The following is an 18407-nucleotide window of genomic DNA, read 5'->3' on the forward strand; positions in this document are numbered from 1 at the left end:
CATGGAACTGTTCCTCGCGATCACCGTGGGCGGCCTCTTCGCTGCGGGGTTCTACTGCCTGATGCTCCACAGCATCGTCCGCATCGCGCTGGGGCTGGTGCTGCTGGGCAGCGCCACCAACCTCCTGATCTTCACCATCAACGGGCTGCAGCGCGGCTTCGCGCCCCTGGTGCCCGAAGGCCAGGAGGCCCTCTCCCCGCCCTACGCGGACCCGGTGCCCCAGGCCTTCATCCTCACCGCCATCGTCATCAACTTCGGCCTGCTCGCGCTGCTGCTGGTGCTGGTGCACCGCGCCGCGCAGGAGACGGGGACCGATGACACGCGGGCGCTGCGCACCGAGCTGAAGGACTCCAAGCAATGACGCCCTCCGTGCTGCTCAGCCTGCCCATGATCCTGTGCCTGGGCGCCGCGGCCACGGGGCTGCTCGCCCCGTCACGCGCGTGGCCGCGCCGGTGGCTGGCGCTGATGACCATGGTGTCCCTCGCCGTGGTGGGCGCGATGCTGCTGGTGACGGTGCGCCGCGAAGGCATCCAGTCCATGCAGGTGGGCGGGTGGGCGGCGCCCTTTGGCATCACCCTGGTCGCGGACCTGCTGAGCGCCCTGCTGGTGCTCGTCACCGGGGTGATGGGCCTGACGGTGGTCTCCTACTCAGCGGCCACGCTCCCGGCGTCGAAGGAGGCGGGCGCCTACTACCCGCTGGTGCTGGTGCTGGTGGGCGGCGTGTGCGGCGCGTTCCTGACCGGAGACCTCTTCAACCTCTTCGTGTGGATCGAGGTCATGCTGGGCGCCTCGTTCGTGCTGCTCGCGCTGGAGGCCCGACAGGAGCAGCTCGAAGCGTCCATCAAATACATGTCGCTGAGCCTCATGGGCTCGGTGGTGCTGCTGTGCGCGGTGGGCCTGCTGTACGGGGCCGCGGGCACGCTGAACCTGGCGGACCTGGCCGTCACGGTGCCAGGCCTGGACACGCCGAACCTGATGACGGTCGTGTCCATGTTCTTCCTGGTGGCCTTCGCGCTGAAGGCGGGCGCCTTTCCCCTCTTCTTCTGGCTGCCGGCCTCGTACCACACGCCCCCGGCGGCGGTGACGACGCTCTTCTCCGCGCTCCTCACCAAGGTCGGCGTCTACGCCCTAGCGCGCGTGTTCACCCTGGTCTTCACGCAGGACCCTCAGCTCACCAGCACCCTCCTGCTGGTGATGGGCGGCCTCACCATGGTGACGGGCGTGCTGGGCGCGGTGGCGCAGTACGACATGCGCCGGCTGCTGTCCTTCCACATCATCAGCCAGATTGGCTACCTCATCGCCGCCCTGGGGATGCTCACCCGGGGCGCGCTGACGGCGTTCATCGCCTTCCTCATCCACTACATCTTCGCGAAGTCGGCGCTCTTCCTGGTGAGCGGGGCCACCGCGCGAGTCACCCGCACCTATGACTTGCACCAGATGGGCAACCTGTACCGGAGCCAACCCCTGCTGGCCGCGCTGTTCTTCATCCCCGCGCTGTCGCTCGCGGGCGTGCCGCCCTTCTCCGGGTTCTTCGCCAAGCTGGCCGTCATCCAGGCGGCGCTGCGGGCCGAACACTGGATCATCGCGGGGACGGCTGTCGTCGTGGGCCTGCTCACCCTCTTCTCCATGATGAAGATCTGGCGCGAGGCCTTCTGGAAGGCGCCGCCGGAGAACCAGCCGCAGGAACCCGCTCGGCCGCTGAGCCTGGGAGACGGCGTGCTCGGACCCTGCATTGCGATGACACTGTTCATGGTCGTCCTGGGCCTGGGAGCCGAGCCGTTGCTGGAGCTGGCGGACGCCGCCGCGGGCCAGTTGCTGGACCCGGAGGAGTATGTGCGGGCGGTGCTGGGGGGACGCCCATGACCGCGTTCCTCTGGAACCTGATGCTGGCGCTCCTCTGGGCCGCGATGCTGGGGAACGTCACTCCGGAGAACCTCCTCACGGGGTTCGTCATCGGCTTTGTGCTGCTGACCCTCATCGACACGCAGCATGTGCCCTCGCGCTATGGGACGCAGGCGTGGAACGTGGTGCGGCTGGTGGCGGGGGTGGGCTGGGACGTGCTGGTCGCCAACGTGCGAGTGGCCTACGAGATCGCGACGCCCAAGCTCCTCACCCGTCCCGCCATCTACCGCTACGACATGGAGGCGCGCACGGACGCGGAGATCACGCTGCTGACGCTCATCGTCACCTTCGCGCCGGGCACGCTGGCCCTGGAGGTGTCCGAGGACCGCAAGGCCATCTACGTCCACGTCATGTTCGCCACCACCCGGGAGGCGTTCTGCCAGGAGCTCCGCGAGCGTGTGGAGATTCCACTGTTGAGGGCACTGCGATGAGCGACTGGCTGCAGAACATCACCCAGGGGGCCCTCGGGGCCATCTCCGTCTCGATGCTGTTCTCGCTCCACCGGCTGCTCCGAGGTCCGTCGCTGACGGACCGGGTGGTGGCGCTGGACCTCTTCTCGCTCCAGACGTCGGCGGTCATCACCGTCTACGCCCTTTGGGTGGGACAGCCCGAGTTGGTGGACGTGGCGCTGGTGCTGGCCGTCATCGGGTCCATGGGCACCATCGTCATCGCCAGATATCTCTACAGCGCACGGAAGGGCGTCCCATGAAGGAAATCATCACCGCGGTGTTGCTGGTGTTGGGGGCGCTGCTGATGCTCCTGGCGGGGCTGGGCCTGTTCCGGATGCCGGACCTGTTCCTGCGGCTCCACGGGGCCGCGAAGGCGTCCTCGCTGGGCGTGGGCCTGCTGATGGGCGCGGCGGCGCTGGGCCTGGGAGACGTCAGCGTGGTGGCCCGCGCGGCGCTGGGCGTCACCTTCGTCTTCGTCATGACGCCAGTGGCCACGCTGCTCATCGCGCAGGCGGCGTTTCGCGCCGGCATCCCGCTCTGGGAGCGCACGCACCAGAACGACCTGGAGGAACACCACCCCGCTGGAGGTCCGTACGAGCCGCGCCTGGGGCCCGACGGCGAGGATTGAACGCCAGACACGGGTGGATGCGCCTCCAAGGTCCACCGGGCCACGGCGGGCCGCTACGCCCGGCGCATGGGACTACTGGCCCCGTGGACCGGCACAATGCCCGCCAGGCCGCGAACGACGCGCCCGGGAGACACTACGCGCGGCACGAGAGCGCGAGGGACACTGCCGCCACGCCCAGGCCCGTCACGTCATGGGTCGGGACGAATCAGAAGGAAGGTGGCGCCATGGACCGCAGGCGGCAGCGGGAGCTCCAGGCGGAACACGCGGACGCCGTGGCCCACTGGAGCCTGGTCCGGGACGTGCTCATCGCGGGAGGGCTGGTGGGCACGCTCAGCGCCTGGGTCATGGCCGCGCTGGCCATGCTGCTGGGCGGTATCACCCAGGGCGACCTCTGGTACGCGCCACGGCTGGTGGGCGGCGTGGTCTTCAGGGACGCGCCCGCTGGGGCCGCGGCGGTGGTGCTCGGCTTCGTCCTGCACTTCGCGACGGCGGGAGGGCTCGCCACCGCCTTCGCGATGCTGGTGCCTCGGGGTGGCACTGCACTGGCGGCCGTGATGCTGGGCCTGCTCGCGGGCCTGACGCTCCAGGCCGTCATGCCCGTGCTGGTCGTCCCCTGGGCCGCGCCCCCGCTGGAGCGAGCGGGACCGCCCATCGCCGCGTTCCTGCTCCTGCACCTAGTCTTCGGCGCGTGCCTGGGCGTCCTGACGCCTGTCCGGAAGGTCTTGCTCCTCATGGATGCGAAGCGCCGTGGCGTCCGGGCACTCCCGGCACCACCGCCCTGAGCCCGCGGCTCGGGCGCATCAGGGCAGCGGCAGCCAGGGCGGCGCCGCGCGAGGAGGGCCGCTTCGTTCGGTGCCCGGCAACCGGGAAACGGGAAAGGGCCCTGGCGGCAACGTCGGCCACGCCCGGGCCGCGGCTTCCGCCAACACCAGCCCCACCAGGATGCCAACGAAGACGCCCGCGGTGCCGATGACGAGCCGGGGCCCGCCGGGCCGCTCCGCCAGGTGCATGAAGAAGAAGGCAATCAGCACGGCCTTGCACAGCGCGATGCCCAGCGCGGCCGGCACCGCCCACGCCCCCAGGGGCAGCCTCGACAGCCCGAAGGACAGCGTGGCCAGCGCCAGCAACACGGCTCCGACGGCCAGCACCTGGACCCCGCCCCGCATGCGCGCCTCCTCACGTCAGGTACAGCAGTGGCCAGAGGAACAACCAGACGACGTCCACCAGGTGCCAGTACATCCCTCCCAGCTCCACGGGCGTGTGGAAGCGGGCCCCGAACTCCCCCGCCAGCGTCCGCAACGCCAGCGTGACGAGCACGCCCACACCCACGAGCACGTGCACCGCGTGCACGCCTGTCATCACCCAGTACAGCGTGAAGTAGAGGTTGGCACCGGGAAGGGCGAACGCCTCATAGGCGTACCAGGCGCCGGGCAGCGCCCCGTCATGCACGTGCTTCGTGTACTCCGCGGCCTTGATGAACAGGAACGCCATGCCCAGCAGCACCGACAGCGCGAGCAACGCCGCCGCGGCGAAGTCGCGTCCATTCCGGATGGCATCCACCGCGAGCGCCACCAGGATGCTGCTGCTCACCAGCACGAAGGTGTTCAGCGTCCCCAGGAACACGTCCATGTGCGCGGGCGCCTGCTGGAACACACCGGGATACGTCAGCCGGTACAGGGCATACGCGGTGAACAACACCGAGAAGAGCAGCACCTCCGTGGCCAGGAAGATCCACATGCCCAGGTGCGCGGCGTCCTGGCGGGACGCCTCGTCTCCAAAGTGGAGCGCACGGGGCTCCACCGGGCGGGGGCTCGCCTCATGCCGCATGCTCCACCTCCGTGTTGGCGCCAGGGTTCGCATAGTCGTGCGGCGGCCTGGGAAACCGCGGCGGCGCATGGAAATTGAACTCGGGGGGCGGTGAGTCGCTGAGCCACTCATACCCCTCGCTGCCCCAGGGGTTCCGCCCCGCCGCGCGGCCATGCCGCAGCGACCAGCCCAGGTAGACGGCGACGATGAGGAAGCCGAATCCCAGCAGGGACGCCCCAGCGGTGGACGCCACGTGCAGCGGCTGGAACGCCTCCGGGTAGTCCGCGTACCGGCGGGGCATGCCCAGATTGCCCAGCAGGAACTGAGGCAGGAAAGTGGCGATGAAGCCAAAGATGATGAGCACCGCCGTCCCGATGCCCATGCCCTCCGGGTACATGCGGCCGAACATCTTCGGGAACCAGTAATGCAGCGCCGCGAGGAAGGCCATCAGCGACGCGCCCACCATGATGAAGTGGAAGTGCGCCACCACGAAGTACGTGTCGTGCCAGTGCAGGTCCGCGGACGTGACGGCCACGGCGACTCCGCTCATGCCCCCGAAGAAGAGCAGGAAGATGAAGCCGAGCACGTAGGTGAACGGCGTGGAGACCCACAGGCTGCCCCGGTACATGGTGCCCAGCCAGGTGAAGATCTTCATCGCCGTGAAGATGGCCACCAGCATGGACAGCACGCTGAACGCGCCCGCTCCGAAAGTGGACTGCCCGGAGACGAACATGTGGTGTCCCCAGGTGAGGAACCCCACGAAGGAGATGCCCACCGTGCTCCAGACAATCACCCGGTAGCTGAAGGGACGCTTGCGGCTGAAGGCGCACACCGTCTCGCTGATGACGCCCATGCCCGGCAGCACCATGATGTAGACGGCCGGGTGGCTGTAGAACCAGAACAGGTGCTGGTAGAGCAGCGGGTCCCCTCCCCGGCTCGGGTCGAACAGCCCCACGCCCGCCACCCGCTCCAGCGCTACGAGCATCAGCACCATGCCCAGCACGGGCGTCGCGAGCACCTGGATGATGGACGTGCCGTAGAGCGCCCACACGAAGAGGGGCACCTTCATCCACGTCACACCGGGGGCCCGCATGGTGTGCACGGTGGTGATGAAGTTGATGCCGGTGAGGATGGTGGAGAACCCCACCACGAAGACGCCCAGGAGCACGGGCATCACCTCCCGCCCGGTGACGGTGCTGTAGGGCGTGTAGAACGTCCACCCCGTGTCCACGCCGCCCTGGAACACGCCCCACAGCGTCATCACCGCGCCGAGCATGTAGAGGTAGAAGCTGGCCAGGTTGAGCCGGGGGAAGGCCACGTCCCGGGCGCCAATCATCAGCGGCAGCAGGAAGTTGCCGAAGGCCGTGGGGATGGACGGGATGAGGAACAGCCACACCATGACGACGCCGTGCACGGTGAAGGCGCGGTTGTAGGCCAGCCGCCCCATCACCGTTTCACCGGGCGTCAGCAACTCCACGCGCAGGGCCAGGGCGAACACGCCCCCCAGCAGGAACATCAGCAGCAACACGGCCAGGAACATCACGCCAATGCGCTTGTGGTCGCGCGTGGTGAGCCAGGACCAGAGCCCTCGCTCCGCGTCCAGATAGCTGGGCCCCGCGACGGAGGGCTCAGCGTGGGAGGGGGCCATACGTGGGCTCCTGGGCGGGGGGCGGCTCCGGACGCTCCGGCTGGAGCGACTTGATGTACTCGACGAGCGCGCCCACCTCGCCAGCGCTCAGCCGCCCGTGGAAGGACGGCATCACCGGCGCGTAGCCCGCGACCACCTTCGCCAGCGGGTCCATCATCGACTCGGTGAGGTACGCGACATCGGCGCGCACGCTGTCACCCGAGGCCAGCGGCTCCTCGCGGCCGTACAGCCCCAGCCATGAGGGACCGATGTGCGGCGTGCCGTCGATGGTGTGGCACTGGAAGCAGCCCTGCCGCGTGGCGACGACCGCCCCTCGCCGCGCGAGCGGTCCCCGGGTGCCCTCCTCCCGGGCGGATTCATCCGCCACCCAGGTGGGTTGAGCCAACTGCCGGGCCCGCCAGGACTCAAAGGCCGCGGGCTCCAACGCCACCACCTCGGCGCGCATGCGCGAGTGGTCCAGGCCGCAGTACTCCGCGCAAAACACCCGGTAGCGGCCCGGCCTCACGGCCTCGAACCAGACCTCCGTGTAGCGCCCAGGCAACGCATCCATCTTCAAGCGGAAGGCGGGGACGTAGAAGGAGTGGATGACGTCGCGCGACGTGAGCAGCAGGCGCACGGGCGTGCCGGTGGGAACGTGCAGCACGCCCACCATGCCCGGCCCGTCTGGGTACGCGAACTTCCACATCCACTGCTTGCCGGTGACGTAGACGTCCAGCGCGTCGCGCGGCGGCGTGCGCGCCCACACGTAGTCCTGGAAACCCAGCGCGCCCCAGAGAAGGAAGAAGGCCAGCGGCACCCCGGCGAACGCGGCCTCCATCCAGGTGGGCGCGGCCATCGTCGGCTCCTGCGCGGGGGCTCGCCCACGGCGGTAGCGCACCAGGAAGAAGAGCCCGGTGAGACCAATGCCCGCGCCCACCACGAAGGTGGTGCCGATGATGAAGAAGTGCAGCCGGTCCACGCGCGGGGCCAGCGACGACGCCGCCTCGGGGAGGAAGAGGATGCGCCGCATCAGGTCACTCATGGCCGCGCCCCCTCTTCCGCGGAGAGGACCTGCTCCATGGCCCGCTCCACCGGAAGGTGGATGACGCCCGCGTCCCGGTCCACCCAGCCATACGCCTGCAACCGTGCCCGCTGTGCGTCGCGCAGCCGAGGCGCGCCGTCCTCCAGGGCGAAGGGCCGCTGGTTGACGTCCGCGACCTCGGGCGTCCCCAGGGCCGGCGGAAAACCCGCGCTTGCCACGGGCGCGTACCGGTCCTCTCCCCAACGGACCACGAGCAGCGCCGCCGCGACCAGGACAAGCCACGCGGCCCCCACCACGGCGATGCGCCGCCCTGGAAGCTGCTGGTGCTCTGGCGGAGGTGGCGTGAAGCCGGTGCTCATGAGCGCGGCACCCGCAGCGAATGGGGCAGGAAGGGGTCTCTCACCGGCACCGTGTAGCCACCGCGCGCGAGCAGCCCCCACGCGGCCACCGTCCATCCCCCCACGCCGGCCCACGCCGTGGCGCTGGTCCAGTGGAACGTCGCCGCACCGGGAGAGAGCGCGGGCCATACCAGCCAGTACACGTCCAGTGCCCGCATGAGCAGCAGCCAGGCCCCCACCGCGGCGAGCGCGCCCGCGTGCTGCTTCACGCGACGGAGCAGGAGCAGGAAGAACGGCGCGCCGAAGTGCCCCACGGCCAGCACCACCGCCACCGCGAGCCAGCCTCCGTCCAGGCGGGCGCGGTACCACGTCACCTCCTCCGGCAACGAGGCGATCCACACCAGCAGGAACTGCGAGAAGCCGCAGTAGGCCCACAGGCAGACGAAGCCCAGCAGCAGCGTTCCCAGCCGGAGGAAGTGCGCCGGCCCCATCAACGCGCCGAACTGTCCCGCGCCTCGCGCCAAAGCGGCGGTGAGAGCCACCGTGGCGAGCGCGCCCACGACCGCGCCACACCCGACCGTGAGCGCGTACACGGTGGACTGCCACAGGGGCTCCAGCGACATCAGCCAGTCCAGGCTGGCGAAGGACAGGCACAGCACCATCAGCGGCAGCGCCCCCGAGGCCAGCCGCCGCTGGTACAGGGTGATGCGCACCGCCCGCTCGGTGATGCCCGGCTCCGCGTCCTGTCGCACCGACCAGCGGAACAGGAGGACGCCCACCGCGCCCCAGACGGCGAAGTACAGAATGGCCCGGCCCAGGAAGAAGGGCACGTTGAGGTACGGCTGCTTGTGCGCCAGCAGCTGAAGGTCATGCCCGCTCAGACTGGAAGGAAGCGCGACCCAGGGGAACAGGTGTGGCATCGCCAGGGCCACGGGGACGAAGAGCAGCGCGAACAGCGGGCAGCTCGCGGCCATGATTTCCAGAGACCGCCGCAGCACAGTGGGCCACCGGGCGCGCGCCGCGTGAAACGCAGCCAGGATGATGAGCGCCCCCAGGCTGAGCGACAGCCAGTACGCGAAGGCGAACAGGTAGCCGTGGGCGGCCTCCCTGGGCGCGGCCCATCCCCCCAGCAGCGTGGCCAGGAGCCCCAGGCTCCCCACCGCGGCGGCGCCCCAGGTCACGCGCCGGCCTTCCGTCAGGCGTGTCAGCACCGCGGCCGTCATGGCGCACCCTCCACGGGTTCCCGCATGAGTTCATCTCGTGCGTCCTCGGGCGCGGCGGACAGCGGTGCGCGCTGGCTGTACGCCAGGACCCGGAGCCAGGCCACGACCTTCCAGCGCGCCTCGGGCGTGAGTGCGTCCGCGTAGGAAGGCATCAACCCATAGCCGCCTGTGATGACCGAGTAATAGAAGCCCGGCGGGTGTGGCAGCGCCTCCCATCCAGGTGGCACCGGGCGGGCGCCCTCCCCTGCGTCCGCTGGCCCCTCAACTCCATGCTCGGGATGTGAGTGCGCCTCGCCGTACAGCGAGGGAGGCGGCCGCGCGCCCATGTTCTGGGCGACGATGCTCTGCCCGTCACCGAGCAGTCCGTGGCACGGCGCGCACCAGGTCTCGAAGTGGGCACGGCCCTCCCGCAGCGTGTCGCGCGTGAACGGCACGGGGAGCCGCTCCACCTCCACCCAGCCGCCATCCGGAGAGCCCCGGCGGGCATATGCGGCCTCCTGGAAGTACCACTCGCGTGCGACTGTCCCGGGGACTCGGGGCCGCATCGCCCGCGCGTCCGCGAAGTACGGGTTGGCGACAAAGGCTCCGTCGCGAGCCTGCACCCGCATCGGGTCCAGGTCCTCGCAGCCGGCCACCGCCGAGAGCCCGAAGGCGACCCGTGCAAGACGAGCCCTCATCGCCGGCCCTCCACCGCGAGCACGACCGCGGCGCCGAGCTGGCGGAGGGCGCCTTCCGCCGCGTCCACGCCCTCCGAACCGTCCACGGCGACGGCGAGCCAGAACCCGTCGATGCTGGCGCTTCGGAACGCCTCCTGGTGGAGGAACGGATGCGTCACCCGCGGCAGGCCACACGCCACGATGACCCCCAGGAAGATGGAACCCGCCGCCGCCAGGACAGCGGACTCGAAGGTGATGGGAATGAAGGCGGGGCCACTGTGCAGCGGACGTCCGCCCACGTTCAGCGGCCAGTCCACGGCCTGCGTGAACCACTGCACGACATAGGCGCCCACCGCGCCGCCCACCCCGGCGAGCAACGCCAGCAGCGGCAGCCGAGAAGTGGGCAGTCCCAGCACGGCGTCCACGTCCTCCACCGGGTACGGGGTATGCGCGTCCAACCGGAGGAAGCCCGACGCCCGCAGCGCCCGGGCCGCCTCCACCATCCGCTCCGGCGAGCGGAACTCGCCCAGCACCCATCGGCTCATCGCGCGCCTCCCTCCCGTGCCGACACGTCATGGGCGAAGGCCTCGGAGGCCTCGAGCTCGTGTTGGAGCTCCTTCACCTCGCTGATGGGAATCGGCGGCAGGAAGCGGAGGAACAGCAGGAAGCCCAGCCCGAAGAGCCCCACCGTTCCGGACAGCAGGCTCAGGTCCACCCAGGTGGGCGCGTAGTGCCGCCAGCTCGAAGGCAGGAAGTCCTCGCTGAGCGGAGACACGATGATGATGAAGCGCTCCAGCCACATGCCCACGTTGACGAGCAGCGCCGCGCACCACAGGACCACCGGCTGGGTGCGCAGCCGGGCGGACCAGAAGAGCTGTGGCACCAGCACGTTGCAGGCGAAGACAGTCCAGAACGCCGGCGCATAGGGGCCGGTGCGTAGGATGTTCATCGCGTGCATCTCGTAGGGGCTTCCGCTGTACCAGCCGAAGAAGTGCTCTTGAACGTAGCCGTAGGCCACGAAGAGACCGGAGACGAGCAGCAGTCGCGCCAGCGCGTCCAGGTGCGCCTGCGTCACCACCGCGTGCAGGTGGAGCGCCCGCCGGGCGGGAATCAACAGCGAGAGCACCATGGCCAGCCCGGAGAAGATGGCGCCCGCCACGAAGTACGGAGGAAAGACGGTGCTGTGCCAGCCCGGAAGCTGCGCCACGGCGAAGTCGAACGAGACGATGGTGTGCACCGACACGACCAGCGGCGTCGCCAACCCCGCGAGCAGCAGGTACCCGGTGCGCCAATGCCGCCAATGGCGGGCACTCCCCCGCCACCCCAGGGACAGCAGGCCCCAGACTCGGCGCCGCCAAACCTGCTTCGCGGTGTCGCGCGCGGTGGCCAGGTCCGGCAGCAGGCCCAGGTACCAGAACAGCACCGACACGGTGAGGTACGTGGTGATGGCCACCACGTCCCATGTCAGGGGCGACCGGAACTGCGGCCACATGCGCAGCGAGCTGGGGTACGGCACCAGGTAGTAGAACTTCCAGGGCCGGCCCAGGTGCAGCAGGGGGAACAGCGCCGCGCACACCAGGGCGAAGAGCGTCATCGCCTCCGCCATGCGGTTGACGGAGCTGCGCCACTTCATGCCGAAGAGCAGGAGGATGGCGGAGATGAGCGTGCCGGCGTGGCCAATGCCAATCCACCAGACGAAGTTGATGATGCCGAACGCCCACGCCACCGGGATGTTGTTGCCCCACGTCCCCACGCCCGTGACGAAGGTGATGGTGATGGCCACCGCCAGCAGCACCGTCAGCGCCGCGCACACGCCGACGAGCGCCCACCACCCCATGCCCGGCGCGGTGAGCACTGGCCGCAGCAGCGCCTCACCGAGCTGCGCGTCCGTGCGTCGCTCCTCGAGCAGCGGGTGGACGACCAGCGGATCCGCCGTCACCGGTGCCAGGGGCAGTGGCTCGCTCATCCCATGGCCTCGCTGGGATTCTTCAGCCGGATCAGGTGGACGGTGCGCGGCTTCGTCCCCAGGTGGTTCAACAAGGCGTAATGGCGCGGGTCCTGGTGCAGCGGCGTGACCGGGTCCTCCGGTTGGTTCAAGTCACCGAAGACGATGGCCTCCGTGGGGCACGCCTGCTGACACGCGGTGCGCACCTCCCCTTGCCGGATGGCGCGGTGCTCCACGCGCGCGGTGATGCGGGCGGCCTCGATGCGCTGCACGCAGTACGTGCACTTCTCCATCACCCCGCGCGAGCGCACCGTCACCTGGGGGTTGCGGTACATCCGGTCCAGGGGCCCGCCGTGGTTGTATTCCAGGTAGTTGAAGCGCCGGACCTTGTAGGGGCAGTTGTTGGAGCAATACCGCGTGCCGACGCAGCGGTTGTAGACCATCTGGTTGAGCCCCTCGTCCGAGTGGACGGTGGCGGCCACGGGGCACACGTACTCGCAAGGCGCGTACTCACAGTGCACGCACATCAGCGGCTGGGTGATGACGGACGGGGTGTCCACGTCCCCCATGAAGTAACGGTCGATGCGCAACCAGTGCATCTCCCGTCCGCGCCGCACCTGGTCCTTCCCCACGGCGGGGATGTTGTTCTCCGCCTGGCACGCCACCACACAAGCACTGCACCCCGTGCAACGATGCAGGTCGATGGACATGCCCCAACGATGGCCCGACGCGTCCGGCACGGGCTGTGGCGGATACAGGTGTTCCGTTGGTGCCTGGAGCGCCGGGAGCCGCGCATCGCCCTGTGCCGCGAAGCGGGCGGCCGTCGTCTGGAGCGCCACGGGCCGGCCCTCCATTTGCCAGTGCTCCTGCGTCAGCGCGAAGTCGTGGTGGCCTTCCACGCGCGTGAGCCGCACGCCGGAGGCCCACCAGGGCGCGTCCTGGAAGCGCAGAACCTGGGCATCGAAGCCCACGCCGCGAGCCACCGGACTGCCCAGGCGCTGGCCGTACCCCAGGGGCAGCGTGAGGGTGTCATCGGCCTGCCCGGGAACCACCAGAACGGGTGCTTCCACCGAACGGCCGCGAAGCTCCAGGCGGACGCGGTCGCCTCGCACCAGCGACAGGCGCGACGCCGTGGCGGGACTCACCCACACGGCATTGTCCCAGGTGAGCTGCGTCATCGGGTCCGGCAGCTCCTGGAGCCAGGGATTGGCGCCGTAGCGGCCGTCATGGACCTTGGCGTCCGCGGCGAAGTGCAGTTCCAGCCCGTCCCCCGGGTGAGGCAGCGCCTGGACCGCCGCGAGCACCGAGGCGGCATCCACGCTGGCCTGCTGCAAGGGCAGCTGCGTGCCAGGAACGACGCCCTCCGCGAGCCAGCGTTCCCATTCATCCTCGAAGCGTCCCGATGCCGCGGCGTGCTCACGCCACTGGGCCCGCAGTCGCTCGTAGGGCGTGGTCGCCAGCGCTCCGGCGAAGGCCGCCAGCAGCTCCAGCGGAGGCACGGCGCTCTCCAGTAGCGGCGCGATGAGCGGCTGCAGGATGGTCGCGGTGCCATCCACCGCGCGCCCATCGTCCCAGGCCTCGAACGGATGCGTGGAGGGTACGGACCAGGACACCCGCGCGGCGGTCTCATCGTCGTGGAGCGCGCAGTACACGGCGTCCTCCACCAGACCCAGCGCCTCCCCCAGGGGCACGTCCGTGGGCGCGCGGTAGACGGGGTTCCACGCGGTGATGAGCAGCGTGTCCACCACGCCCGCGCGGATGTCCGCGACGAGCGCCGGCAACGCCGCCGCGTCCGGCGCGGGGACCAGGAGCGAGTCCACGCACCGCACCGTCCCACCGTGCAAGGTCGCGTTGAGCAGATGCGCCAGCGCGTGCACCGCCGCGGGCTGGGATTCCCCCACCACGATGAACGCCCCGTCCCCCTGCTCCGCCAGGTCCCGAGCGGCCCCCGCCACCCAGCGATGCTCCGCGGGCTCCAACGCCCCACGCCCGAGCACCATCAACGCATCGCGCCCCAGCAACCGCCCCAACTCCGCCGCGAGCGCCCGGGCAATCCACGGCACACGAGACGGGCGCGCCCGGAGGCGTTCGTCCGCGAAGGCGCCCGTGAGGCTCAAGCGACTCTCCACCACCCAGAGGCGGTTGAGCGCCGGCGGCATGCGCGCGGAGACGAACTCACGTGGCACGCGCAGTCCTCCCGTCAGCGTGGACAGGAAGTCGTCATCCAGGGCCACCACGGCGCGCGCTGAGCTCCAGTCCGGCATCGCGCGCAGCGGCCGGCCCCACGCAAGGCGAGCGCCCTCGTGCGCGTTCCCCGTCTGCGTGGCGCTGAAGGGCACGACCTGGGCCTTCGGGAAGCGCTCCAGGATGCGCTCGAAGGTCCGGACCCACAGCGGTGACGCGGTGGGCTCCACCAGCAGGCGAAGTCCCGCCCCTCCGTCCTGGCGCGCGGCGCGACGGCGCACCATCTGGAAGACCTGGGACAGGGAGGTGGGCGCGTCCCGGTGGCGCACGGTCCGAGCACGGTGCGGGTCATACAGGCCCAGCAGCGACGCCTGCTCATGTGCGCCCGCCGCTCCCAGGCTCTCCGGATGGGACGGATTGCCTTGCACCAACGTGGGCCGCCCCTCCTGGCTGCGCACCAGCACGCCCCGCGCGTAGCCCTCCAACGAAAGCCCCGTGGCGTAATGGAGCGGGATGCCCGGAGTGACGTCCGGCGGTTGCCGCGAGTACGGCAGGACCTTCTCCGGCGGCGCGCGGAAACAGCCCGTCAGGCCCGCGGCGGCGGTGCCGAACGCGGCCAACTCCAGCAACACGCGCCGGGACAGCCCCCGAGGTGGCGCATCGGCATCCAAGGGGAACTCACCCGGCGACGGCGCGGGCGCGGCGCCCTGTCTCGCCTCCAGACTGCGCCAGGGCTCGGCTCCCTCCAGGACAGGGAGCGGATATCGGTCCGTCAGCGGTGGCATGTGGAGCACTCGGTCCGGGGCGAGACATCCAGGGCCTGCATCACCCGCAGCCCCACGTCGCGGGCCGGGCCCCGCGGGCTCCACGTCATGTCCGCGACGTGCTCCGGAGGTCGCAGGTGCGGCGCCGGGTCGCGGTGGCACTCCAGGCACCAGCCCATGGTGAGCGGCGCGACCTGCTCCACCAGCGGCATCTGGTCCACGCGGCCGTGGCAGCTCACGCACCCCACGCCCTTGTGGACGTGGATGGCGTGGTTGAAGAAGACGTACTGCGGCAGCCGGTGGACCCGGTTCCACGGAATGGGCCGGTCTTCGAAGTAGCTCTGGCGCACGGGCGCCAGCAGCGCGCTCTCGTTCCAGATCTGCGCGTGACAACCCATGCACCGGCTGGTGGGTGGAATGCCCGCCGAAGGCCCCCGCCACGCGCCGTCGTGGCAGTAGCGGCAGCCAATGCCCTCGTCCGCCGCGTGGTGGCGGTGGTCGAACTGCACCGGCTGCTGCACGGGCTCGAAGGCCCCCGTCCCCAGTGGACTGCGGGCCAACAGCAGCAACGCCACGGGCGTGGCCACCGGCAGCACGGCCATCAGGCCGAGCACGCCTCGCAGGACTCCATCGGTCGCCGGTGGAAAGAGGCCCATACACCGCCCAGGCAGGCATGAGGCCCGCACCTAGCGGAGCGGCGTTTGGGGGCGGTAGCGCGGACCTCGCGGCGTGTCCGTTACTCCAAGCCAGGGAGGGACGCCCGTCGGAGAGCGCACACGCGCGTGCCCTCTGGACGGAGGCGGCTCAGTCCGCCTTCACCGCGTCCTCTTCCAGCGCGATGGCGGGGGACGCACCGTTGTAGACGGCGGCATCGAGCAGGCCCTCTTCGCGCGCCACCAGCACCGGGACCAGCATCTGGCCCGTGACGTTGGTCATCGTGCGCATCATGTCGAGGATGCGGTCAATGGCGAGCAGGTAGCCCAGCCCCTCCAGCGGCAAGCCCGCGGAGCTGAGCACCACCGTGGCCATGACCACCGCCGTCCCGGGCACTCCCGCGGTACCGAAGCTGCCCAGCACCGACGCCAGCAGGATGATGAAGTACTGCGACGCGGACAGCTCCAGGCTGAAGTACTGCGCGACGAAGAGCGACGCGATGGCCGGGTAGATGGCACCGCACCCATCCATCTTGATGCTGGCCCCCAGCGGCACGGCGAAGGCCGCGTAGTCCTTGTTGACGCCCAGGTTGTTCGTCACGGCGCGCAGGGCCACCGGCATGGACGCGAAGCTCGACGAGCTGACGAAGGCCACCTGCATGCCGGGCGCGGCGCCCCGGAAGAAGCGCAGCGGATTGAGCCCGTGCGTCATCAGGAGGCCGCCGTACACGAAGACGATGTGCAGCGCGCACGCCACGTACAGCGCCAGCACCAGCTTGCCCAGCGGCAACAGGCGCTCGAAGCCGTAGGTGCCCACCAGCGCGGCGATGAGGCCGAAGGTGCCCAGCGGCGTGAGCTCCAGCACGAAGCGGGTGACCTGAATCATCGCGTCGCTGGCCTCGCGGACCAGCTCGCGCAGCCGGGCCGTCTTCTCGCCGAGCTTCACCAGCGCGAAGCCCAGCAGGCCTGCGAAGAAGATGACCTGGAGGATCTTCCCATTCGCGAGCGCCGCGAACGGGTTGGTGGGCACCACGTCCAGCAGCACCTGGAGGGGGCCAGGCACGTCCCGTGGCTTGTAGGTTTCGGTGGCCATGAGCTGACCCACGCCCTCCCCGGGGCGGAGCAGCGCGGCGACGCCCAGGCCCACCCCCACCGCCAGCGCGGCGGTGACGGCGAACCAGAGAAACGTCTTGCCGCCGAGCACCGCCATGCTCTTCTGCCCGTGAAGCGCCGCCACCGCGTTGATGACCGCGAAGAACACCAGCGGTGTGGCGATCATCTTGATGAGGTTGACGTAGAGCGTGCCCAGCGGCTGGAACCAGGGCCCCGCTGGCTCCCCCACGAGCCACCCGGCCACGGCCCCGAGCACGAACGCCCCCAGGACACGTTGCCAGAAGGGAATGCGGAACCAGGCGGAGACGAGCTTCTTCACGAGGGAGACCTCTCGACGGCGGGCGGCGGACGATAACCCCAGGCCCCAGGCCGCGCAGGGGGGAGCGCAGAATTTGCGCCAGGGGTGCCCGCGCCGGGGATCCGGGTTTTGCCGCGCCCGACCGGCCCCGGCGGGACGCCACAGAGCATCAGGGCCTCCCATTTATTCCCGAGGAGCGGTACACCTGGGCCCCATCATGGCCGAGACCTCTTCGCTCAACATCCCCACTGTCGACCTCGCCGACCTCGCGTCGGATGACTCCGCTCGTGTCGAGCGCGCCGCCGCGGCGATCCGCGAGGCCTTTGGCGTCTTTGGTCTCGTGTACCTGAAGAACCACGGCGTCGACACCCAGGCGCTGAGCCGGTTCTACGACGCGTTCGCGGCGTTCATCGCCCGGCCCGCCGAGGAGAAGAAGCCCTACGGCCGCGCGGACATCTGGTACCAGCGCGGCTGGACGCCTCCGAACACCGAGGTCGCGGTCGCCAGCAATGGCCAGCCGGACTTCAAGGAGTGCTACTTCGTCGCGCCCTACCCCAACGACGCGCAGTCCGCGCTCGAGTTCCCGGAGCTGTACCCGGAGAACGTGTGGCCCCAGAACGCGCCGCCCTACTTCGAGGACGGCATCATGACGCTGGGCCGCTCCCTCCATGAGGCCGGCCTGAAGCTGCTCCGTGGCTCCGCGGTGGCCCTGGGCCTGCCGGAGACACTGTTCACCGACCTGTGCGACCGGGGCGCCCACGTCACCCGCGCGCTCCAGTACCTGCCGCTCACCAACGCGCAGGTGAACACGGACATCGTCTGGGGCGAGGAGCACACCGACTTCAACCTGCTCACCCTGCTCCCGGGCGGCCGCTTCCTGGACCCGGAAGGTAGCCCCGCGCCCGGCCCCGACAACAAGAGCGGCCTCTACCTCCGCACCCGCGCGACGCCCGAGGCGCCCAACGGCCTCCAGGTGCGCGGAACGGCGCCGGCGGGCTGCATCGTGGCGCAGGTGGGCCAGCAATTGGAGATCCTCACGGGTGGCACCTTCCTCGCCACGCCGCACGTCATCACCGCCCCGGGCGTGCCGGGCTGGCAGCGCCAGTCCGCCGCGCACTTCATGCACGTGCACACGAACACCGTGCTCTTCCCGCTGGAGAAGTTCCGCAGCGCGGATGCCGTCCGGAACTACGCGCCGCCCGTGCTCGCGGGGACGTATGACATCAAGACGCTGGTGGACATCGGCCTGGCGCCCGCGAGTGCGCTCGACAAGCTGGGTTACCGGCACTACGACCGGCTGAACCGCCAGCGCGCTGGCGCGTAGTCCTGGCGGTACCGCTTGAGGCCCCGGAGACAACCGGGGCCTCGCGTGAAACACAGTCACCAATTACAGACAGGCAAACAAACACGGACACCCAAAGATAGTCATTTCGTGTCTGTGATTTAATTTATCCCGCAATGACAGACTCTGTCATTGGAAAAGCCCCTTGCCGGCCGCTCATCATCTACCGGAGGGTGCCAAAAACCACTGAAAAGAACTTCATGTAGGCATTGCCCTCCCGGATGAGGCGCAATTCCATGCGAGGAGGCCGGCCGGCGGCCCCTGAAAACCACTGATGACGTGTTCATGTAGGCATTGCACGTCCCCTCCGGCGCCTGGCCGCGCGCCAACGTGTCAGGCGTGCGGGCGACCTGCTTCACGACGCGCGAAAACTGACTGAAGGTTCGTTCATGTAGGCATGGTGCATCCGTGCCGCAGGCTCTTGGGATCTCCGTCCT

The 18407-nt window shown here is 69.9% G+C and carries 19 protein-coding genes; 7 read left to right on the forward strand and 12 right to left on the reverse strand.

All coding sequences use genetic code 11. From position 1 onward, the window contains the following. Position 1: 1 nt before the first annotated feature. The 6 genes from OZ403_RS20065 (at position 2) to OZ403_RS20090 (ending at position 3761) form a co-directional block, all read left to right on the forward strand. Complete coding sequence (locus OZ403_RS20065; protein WP_140792082.1) at positions 2–361, forward strand: NADH-quinone oxidoreductase subunit K; 360 nt, start codon at positions 2–4, stop codon at positions 359–361. Continuing rightward, positions 358–1863, forward strand: coding sequence for a proton-conducting transporter transmembrane domain-containing protein (locus tag OZ403_RS20070; RefSeq protein WP_140792083.1), 1506 nt, complete (start codon positions 358–360; stop codon positions 1861–1863). The genes OZ403_RS20065 and OZ403_RS20070 overlap by 4 nt, the downstream gene beginning before the upstream one ends. Beyond that, on the forward strand, positions 1860–2333 hold the full coding sequence (locus OZ403_RS20075; RefSeq protein ID WP_268781482.1) for a Na+/H+ antiporter subunit E: 474 nt from the start codon (positions 1860–1862) through the stop codon (positions 2331–2333). The genes OZ403_RS20070 and OZ403_RS20075 overlap by 4 nt, the downstream gene beginning before the upstream one ends. After that, positions 2330–2611 carry a monovalent cation/H+ antiporter complex subunit F gene (locus tag OZ403_RS20080; RefSeq protein ID WP_140792085.1) on the forward strand — a complete coding sequence of 94 codons (282 nt, stop codon included), beginning with the start codon at positions 2330–2332 and terminating at the stop codon, positions 2609–2611. The genes OZ403_RS20075 and OZ403_RS20080 overlap by 4 nt, the downstream gene beginning before the upstream one ends. After that, the gene (mnhG, locus tag OZ403_RS20085) at positions 2608–2979 is read left to right on the forward strand and encodes a monovalent cation/H(+) antiporter subunit G (protein WP_140792086.1); all 372 of its coding nucleotides are present in this window, start codon (positions 2608–2610) and stop codon (positions 2977–2979) included. Before OZ403_RS20080 ends, mnhG begins: the two co-directional genes overlap by 4 nt. Positions 2980–3203: 224 nt before the next feature. Next, complete coding sequence (locus OZ403_RS20090) at positions 3204–3761, forward strand: hypothetical protein (RefSeq protein WP_268781483.1); 558 nt, start codon at positions 3204–3206, stop codon at positions 3759–3761. Between the two features lie 18 nt (positions 3762–3779). Here OZ403_RS20090 and OZ403_RS20095 read toward each other — a convergent pair whose 3' ends face one another. From OZ403_RS20095 to OZ403_RS20150, 12 genes are all read right to left on the reverse strand, one after another. Next, a complete protein-coding gene (locus OZ403_RS20095; RefSeq protein ID WP_140798562.1) occupies positions 3780–4145 on the reverse strand; it encodes a cytochrome C oxidase subunit IV family protein in 366 nt (121 codons plus the stop codon). A gap of 10 nt (positions 4146–4155) precedes the next feature. Then, the gene (locus OZ403_RS20100; protein WP_140792089.1) at positions 4156–4806 is read right to left on the reverse strand and encodes a cytochrome c oxidase subunit 3; all 651 of its coding nucleotides are present in this window, start codon (positions 4804–4806) and stop codon (positions 4156–4158) included. After that, on the reverse strand, positions 4796–6433 hold the full coding sequence (gene ctaD, locus OZ403_RS20105; protein WP_140855134.1) for a cytochrome c oxidase subunit I: 1638 nt from the start codon (positions 6431–6433) through the stop codon (positions 4796–4798). Before ctaD ends, OZ403_RS20100 begins: the two co-directional genes overlap by 11 nt. After that, the gene (gene coxB, locus OZ403_RS20110) at positions 6414–7454 is read right to left on the reverse strand and encodes a cytochrome c oxidase subunit II (RefSeq protein WP_268781484.1); all 1041 of its coding nucleotides are present in this window, start codon (positions 7452–7454) and stop codon (positions 6414–6416) included. The genes ctaD and coxB overlap by 20 nt, the downstream gene beginning before the upstream one ends. Next, positions 7451–7813, reverse strand: coding sequence for a hypothetical protein (locus OZ403_RS20115; protein WP_140792092.1), 363 nt, complete (start codon positions 7811–7813; stop codon positions 7451–7453). The genes coxB and OZ403_RS20115 overlap by 4 nt, the downstream gene beginning before the upstream one ends. After that, positions 7810–9015 carry a hypothetical protein gene (locus OZ403_RS20120; RefSeq protein WP_268781485.1) on the reverse strand — a complete coding sequence of 402 codons (1206 nt, stop codon included), beginning with the start codon at positions 9013–9015 and terminating at the stop codon, positions 7810–7812. The genes OZ403_RS20115 and OZ403_RS20120 overlap by 4 nt, the downstream gene beginning before the upstream one ends. Beyond that, positions 9012–9692 (reverse strand): c-type cytochrome, encoded by a 681-nt coding sequence (locus OZ403_RS20125; protein ID WP_140792094.1) that lies wholly within the window; start codon positions 9690–9692, stop codon positions 9012–9014. Before OZ403_RS20125 ends, OZ403_RS20120 begins: the two co-directional genes overlap by 4 nt. After that, positions 9689–10216, reverse strand: coding sequence for a DUF3341 domain-containing protein (locus tag OZ403_RS20130; RefSeq protein ID WP_268781486.1), 528 nt, complete (start codon positions 10214–10216; stop codon positions 9689–9691). Before OZ403_RS20130 ends, OZ403_RS20125 begins: the two co-directional genes overlap by 4 nt. Beyond that, positions 10213–11637 carry an NrfD/PsrC family molybdoenzyme membrane anchor subunit gene (gene nrfD / locus OZ403_RS20135; RefSeq protein WP_268781487.1) on the reverse strand — a complete coding sequence of 475 codons (1425 nt, stop codon included), beginning with the start codon at positions 11635–11637 and terminating at the stop codon, positions 10213–10215. Before nrfD ends, OZ403_RS20130 begins: the two co-directional genes overlap by 4 nt. Then, a complete protein-coding gene (locus OZ403_RS20140; protein WP_442929595.1) occupies positions 11634–14594 on the reverse strand; it encodes a 4Fe-4S dicluster domain-containing protein in 2961 nt (986 codons plus the stop codon). The genes nrfD and OZ403_RS20140 overlap by 4 nt, the downstream gene beginning before the upstream one ends. Then, the gene (locus OZ403_RS20145; RefSeq protein ID WP_140792098.1) at positions 14573–15220 is read right to left on the reverse strand and encodes a cytochrome c3 family protein; all 648 of its coding nucleotides are present in this window, start codon (positions 15218–15220) and stop codon (positions 14573–14575) included. Before OZ403_RS20145 ends, OZ403_RS20140 begins: the two co-directional genes overlap by 22 nt. A gap of 148 nt (positions 15221–15368) precedes the next feature. After that, positions 15369–16649, reverse strand: coding sequence for a dicarboxylate/amino acid:cation symporter (locus OZ403_RS20150; protein WP_140792099.1), 1281 nt, complete (start codon positions 16647–16649; stop codon positions 15369–15371). A gap of 196 nt (positions 16650–16845) precedes the next feature. Here OZ403_RS20150 and OZ403_RS20155 point away from each other — a divergent pair, with 196 nt between their 5' ends. Further along, positions 16846–17952 (forward strand): isopenicillin N synthase family dioxygenase, encoded by a 1107-nt coding sequence (locus OZ403_RS20155; protein ID WP_268781489.1) that lies wholly within the window; start codon positions 16846–16848, stop codon positions 17950–17952. The last annotated feature ends 455 nt before the right edge of the window (positions 17953–18407 follow it).

The sequence above is a fragment of the Myxococcus sp. NMCA1 genome (genome assembly GCF_026810205.1).
Classification (GTDB): Bacteria; Myxococcota; Myxococcia; order Myxococcales; family Myxococcaceae; genus Myxococcus; species Myxococcus xanthus_A.

What these genes read in the sequence shown, in the direction of transcription:
- OZ403_RS20065 (WP_140792082.1), top strand. Translation starts at nt 2, where the DNA reads ATGGAACTGTTCCTCGCGATCACCGTGGGCGGCCTCTTCGCTGCGGGG.
- OZ403_RS20070 (WP_140792083.1), top strand. Translation starts at nt 358, where the DNA reads ATGACGCCCTCCGTGCTGCTCAGCCTGCCCATGATCCTGTGCCTGGGC.
- OZ403_RS20075 (WP_268781482.1), top strand. Translation starts at nt 1,860, where the DNA reads ATGACCGCGTTCCTCTGGAACCTGATGCTGGCGCTCCTCTGGGCCGCG.
- OZ403_RS20080 (WP_140792085.1), top strand. Translation starts at nt 2,330, where the DNA reads ATGAGCGACTGGCTGCAGAACATCACCCAGGGGGCCCTCGGGGCCATC.
- mnhG (WP_140792086.1), top strand. Translation starts at nt 2,608, where the DNA reads ATGAAGGAAATCATCACCGCGGTGTTGCTGGTGTTGGGGGCGCTGCTG.
- OZ403_RS20090 (WP_268781483.1), top strand. Translation starts at nt 3,204, where the DNA reads ATGGACCGCAGGCGGCAGCGGGAGCTCCAGGCGGAACACGCGGACGCC.
- OZ403_RS20095 (WP_140798562.1), bottom strand. Translation starts at nt 4,145, where the DNA reads ATGCGGGGCGGGGTCCAGGTGCTGGCCGTCGGAGCCGTGTTGCTGGCG.
- OZ403_RS20100 (WP_140792089.1), bottom strand. Translation starts at nt 4,806, where the DNA reads ATGCGGCATGAGGCGAGCCCCCGCCCGGTGGAGCCCCGTGCGCTCCAC.
- ctaD (WP_140855134.1), bottom strand. Translation starts at nt 6,433, where the DNA reads ATGGCCCCCTCCCACGCTGAGCCCTCCGTCGCGGGGCCCAGCTATCTG.
- coxB (WP_268781484.1), bottom strand. Translation starts at nt 7,454, where the DNA reads ATGAGTGACCTGATGCGGCGCATCCTCTTCCTCCCCGAGGCGGCGTCG.
- OZ403_RS20115 (WP_140792092.1), bottom strand. Translation starts at nt 7,813, where the DNA reads ATGAGCACCGGCTTCACGCCACCTCCGCCAGAGCACCAGCAGCTTCCA.
- OZ403_RS20120 (WP_268781485.1), bottom strand. Translation starts at nt 9,015, where the DNA reads ATGACGGCCGCGGTGCTGACACGCCTGACGGAAGGCCGGCGCGTGACC.
- OZ403_RS20125 (WP_140792094.1), bottom strand. Translation starts at nt 9,692, where the DNA reads ATGAGGGCTCGTCTTGCACGGGTCGCCTTCGGGCTCTCGGCGGTGGCC.
- OZ403_RS20130 (WP_268781486.1), bottom strand. Translation starts at nt 10,216, where the DNA reads ATGAGCCGATGGGTGCTGGGCGAGTTCCGCTCGCCGGAGCGGATGGTG.
- nrfD (WP_268781487.1), bottom strand. Translation starts at nt 11,637, where the DNA reads ATGAGCGAGCCACTGCCCCTGGCACCGGTGACGGCGGATCCGCTGGTC.
- OZ403_RS20145 (WP_140792098.1), bottom strand. Translation starts at nt 15,220, where the DNA reads ATGGGCCTCTTTCCACCGGCGACCGATGGAGTCCTGCGAGGCGTGCTC.
- OZ403_RS20155 (WP_268781489.1), top strand. Translation starts at nt 16,846, where the DNA reads ATGGCCGAGACCTCTTCGCTCAACATCCCCACTGTCGACCTCGCCGAC.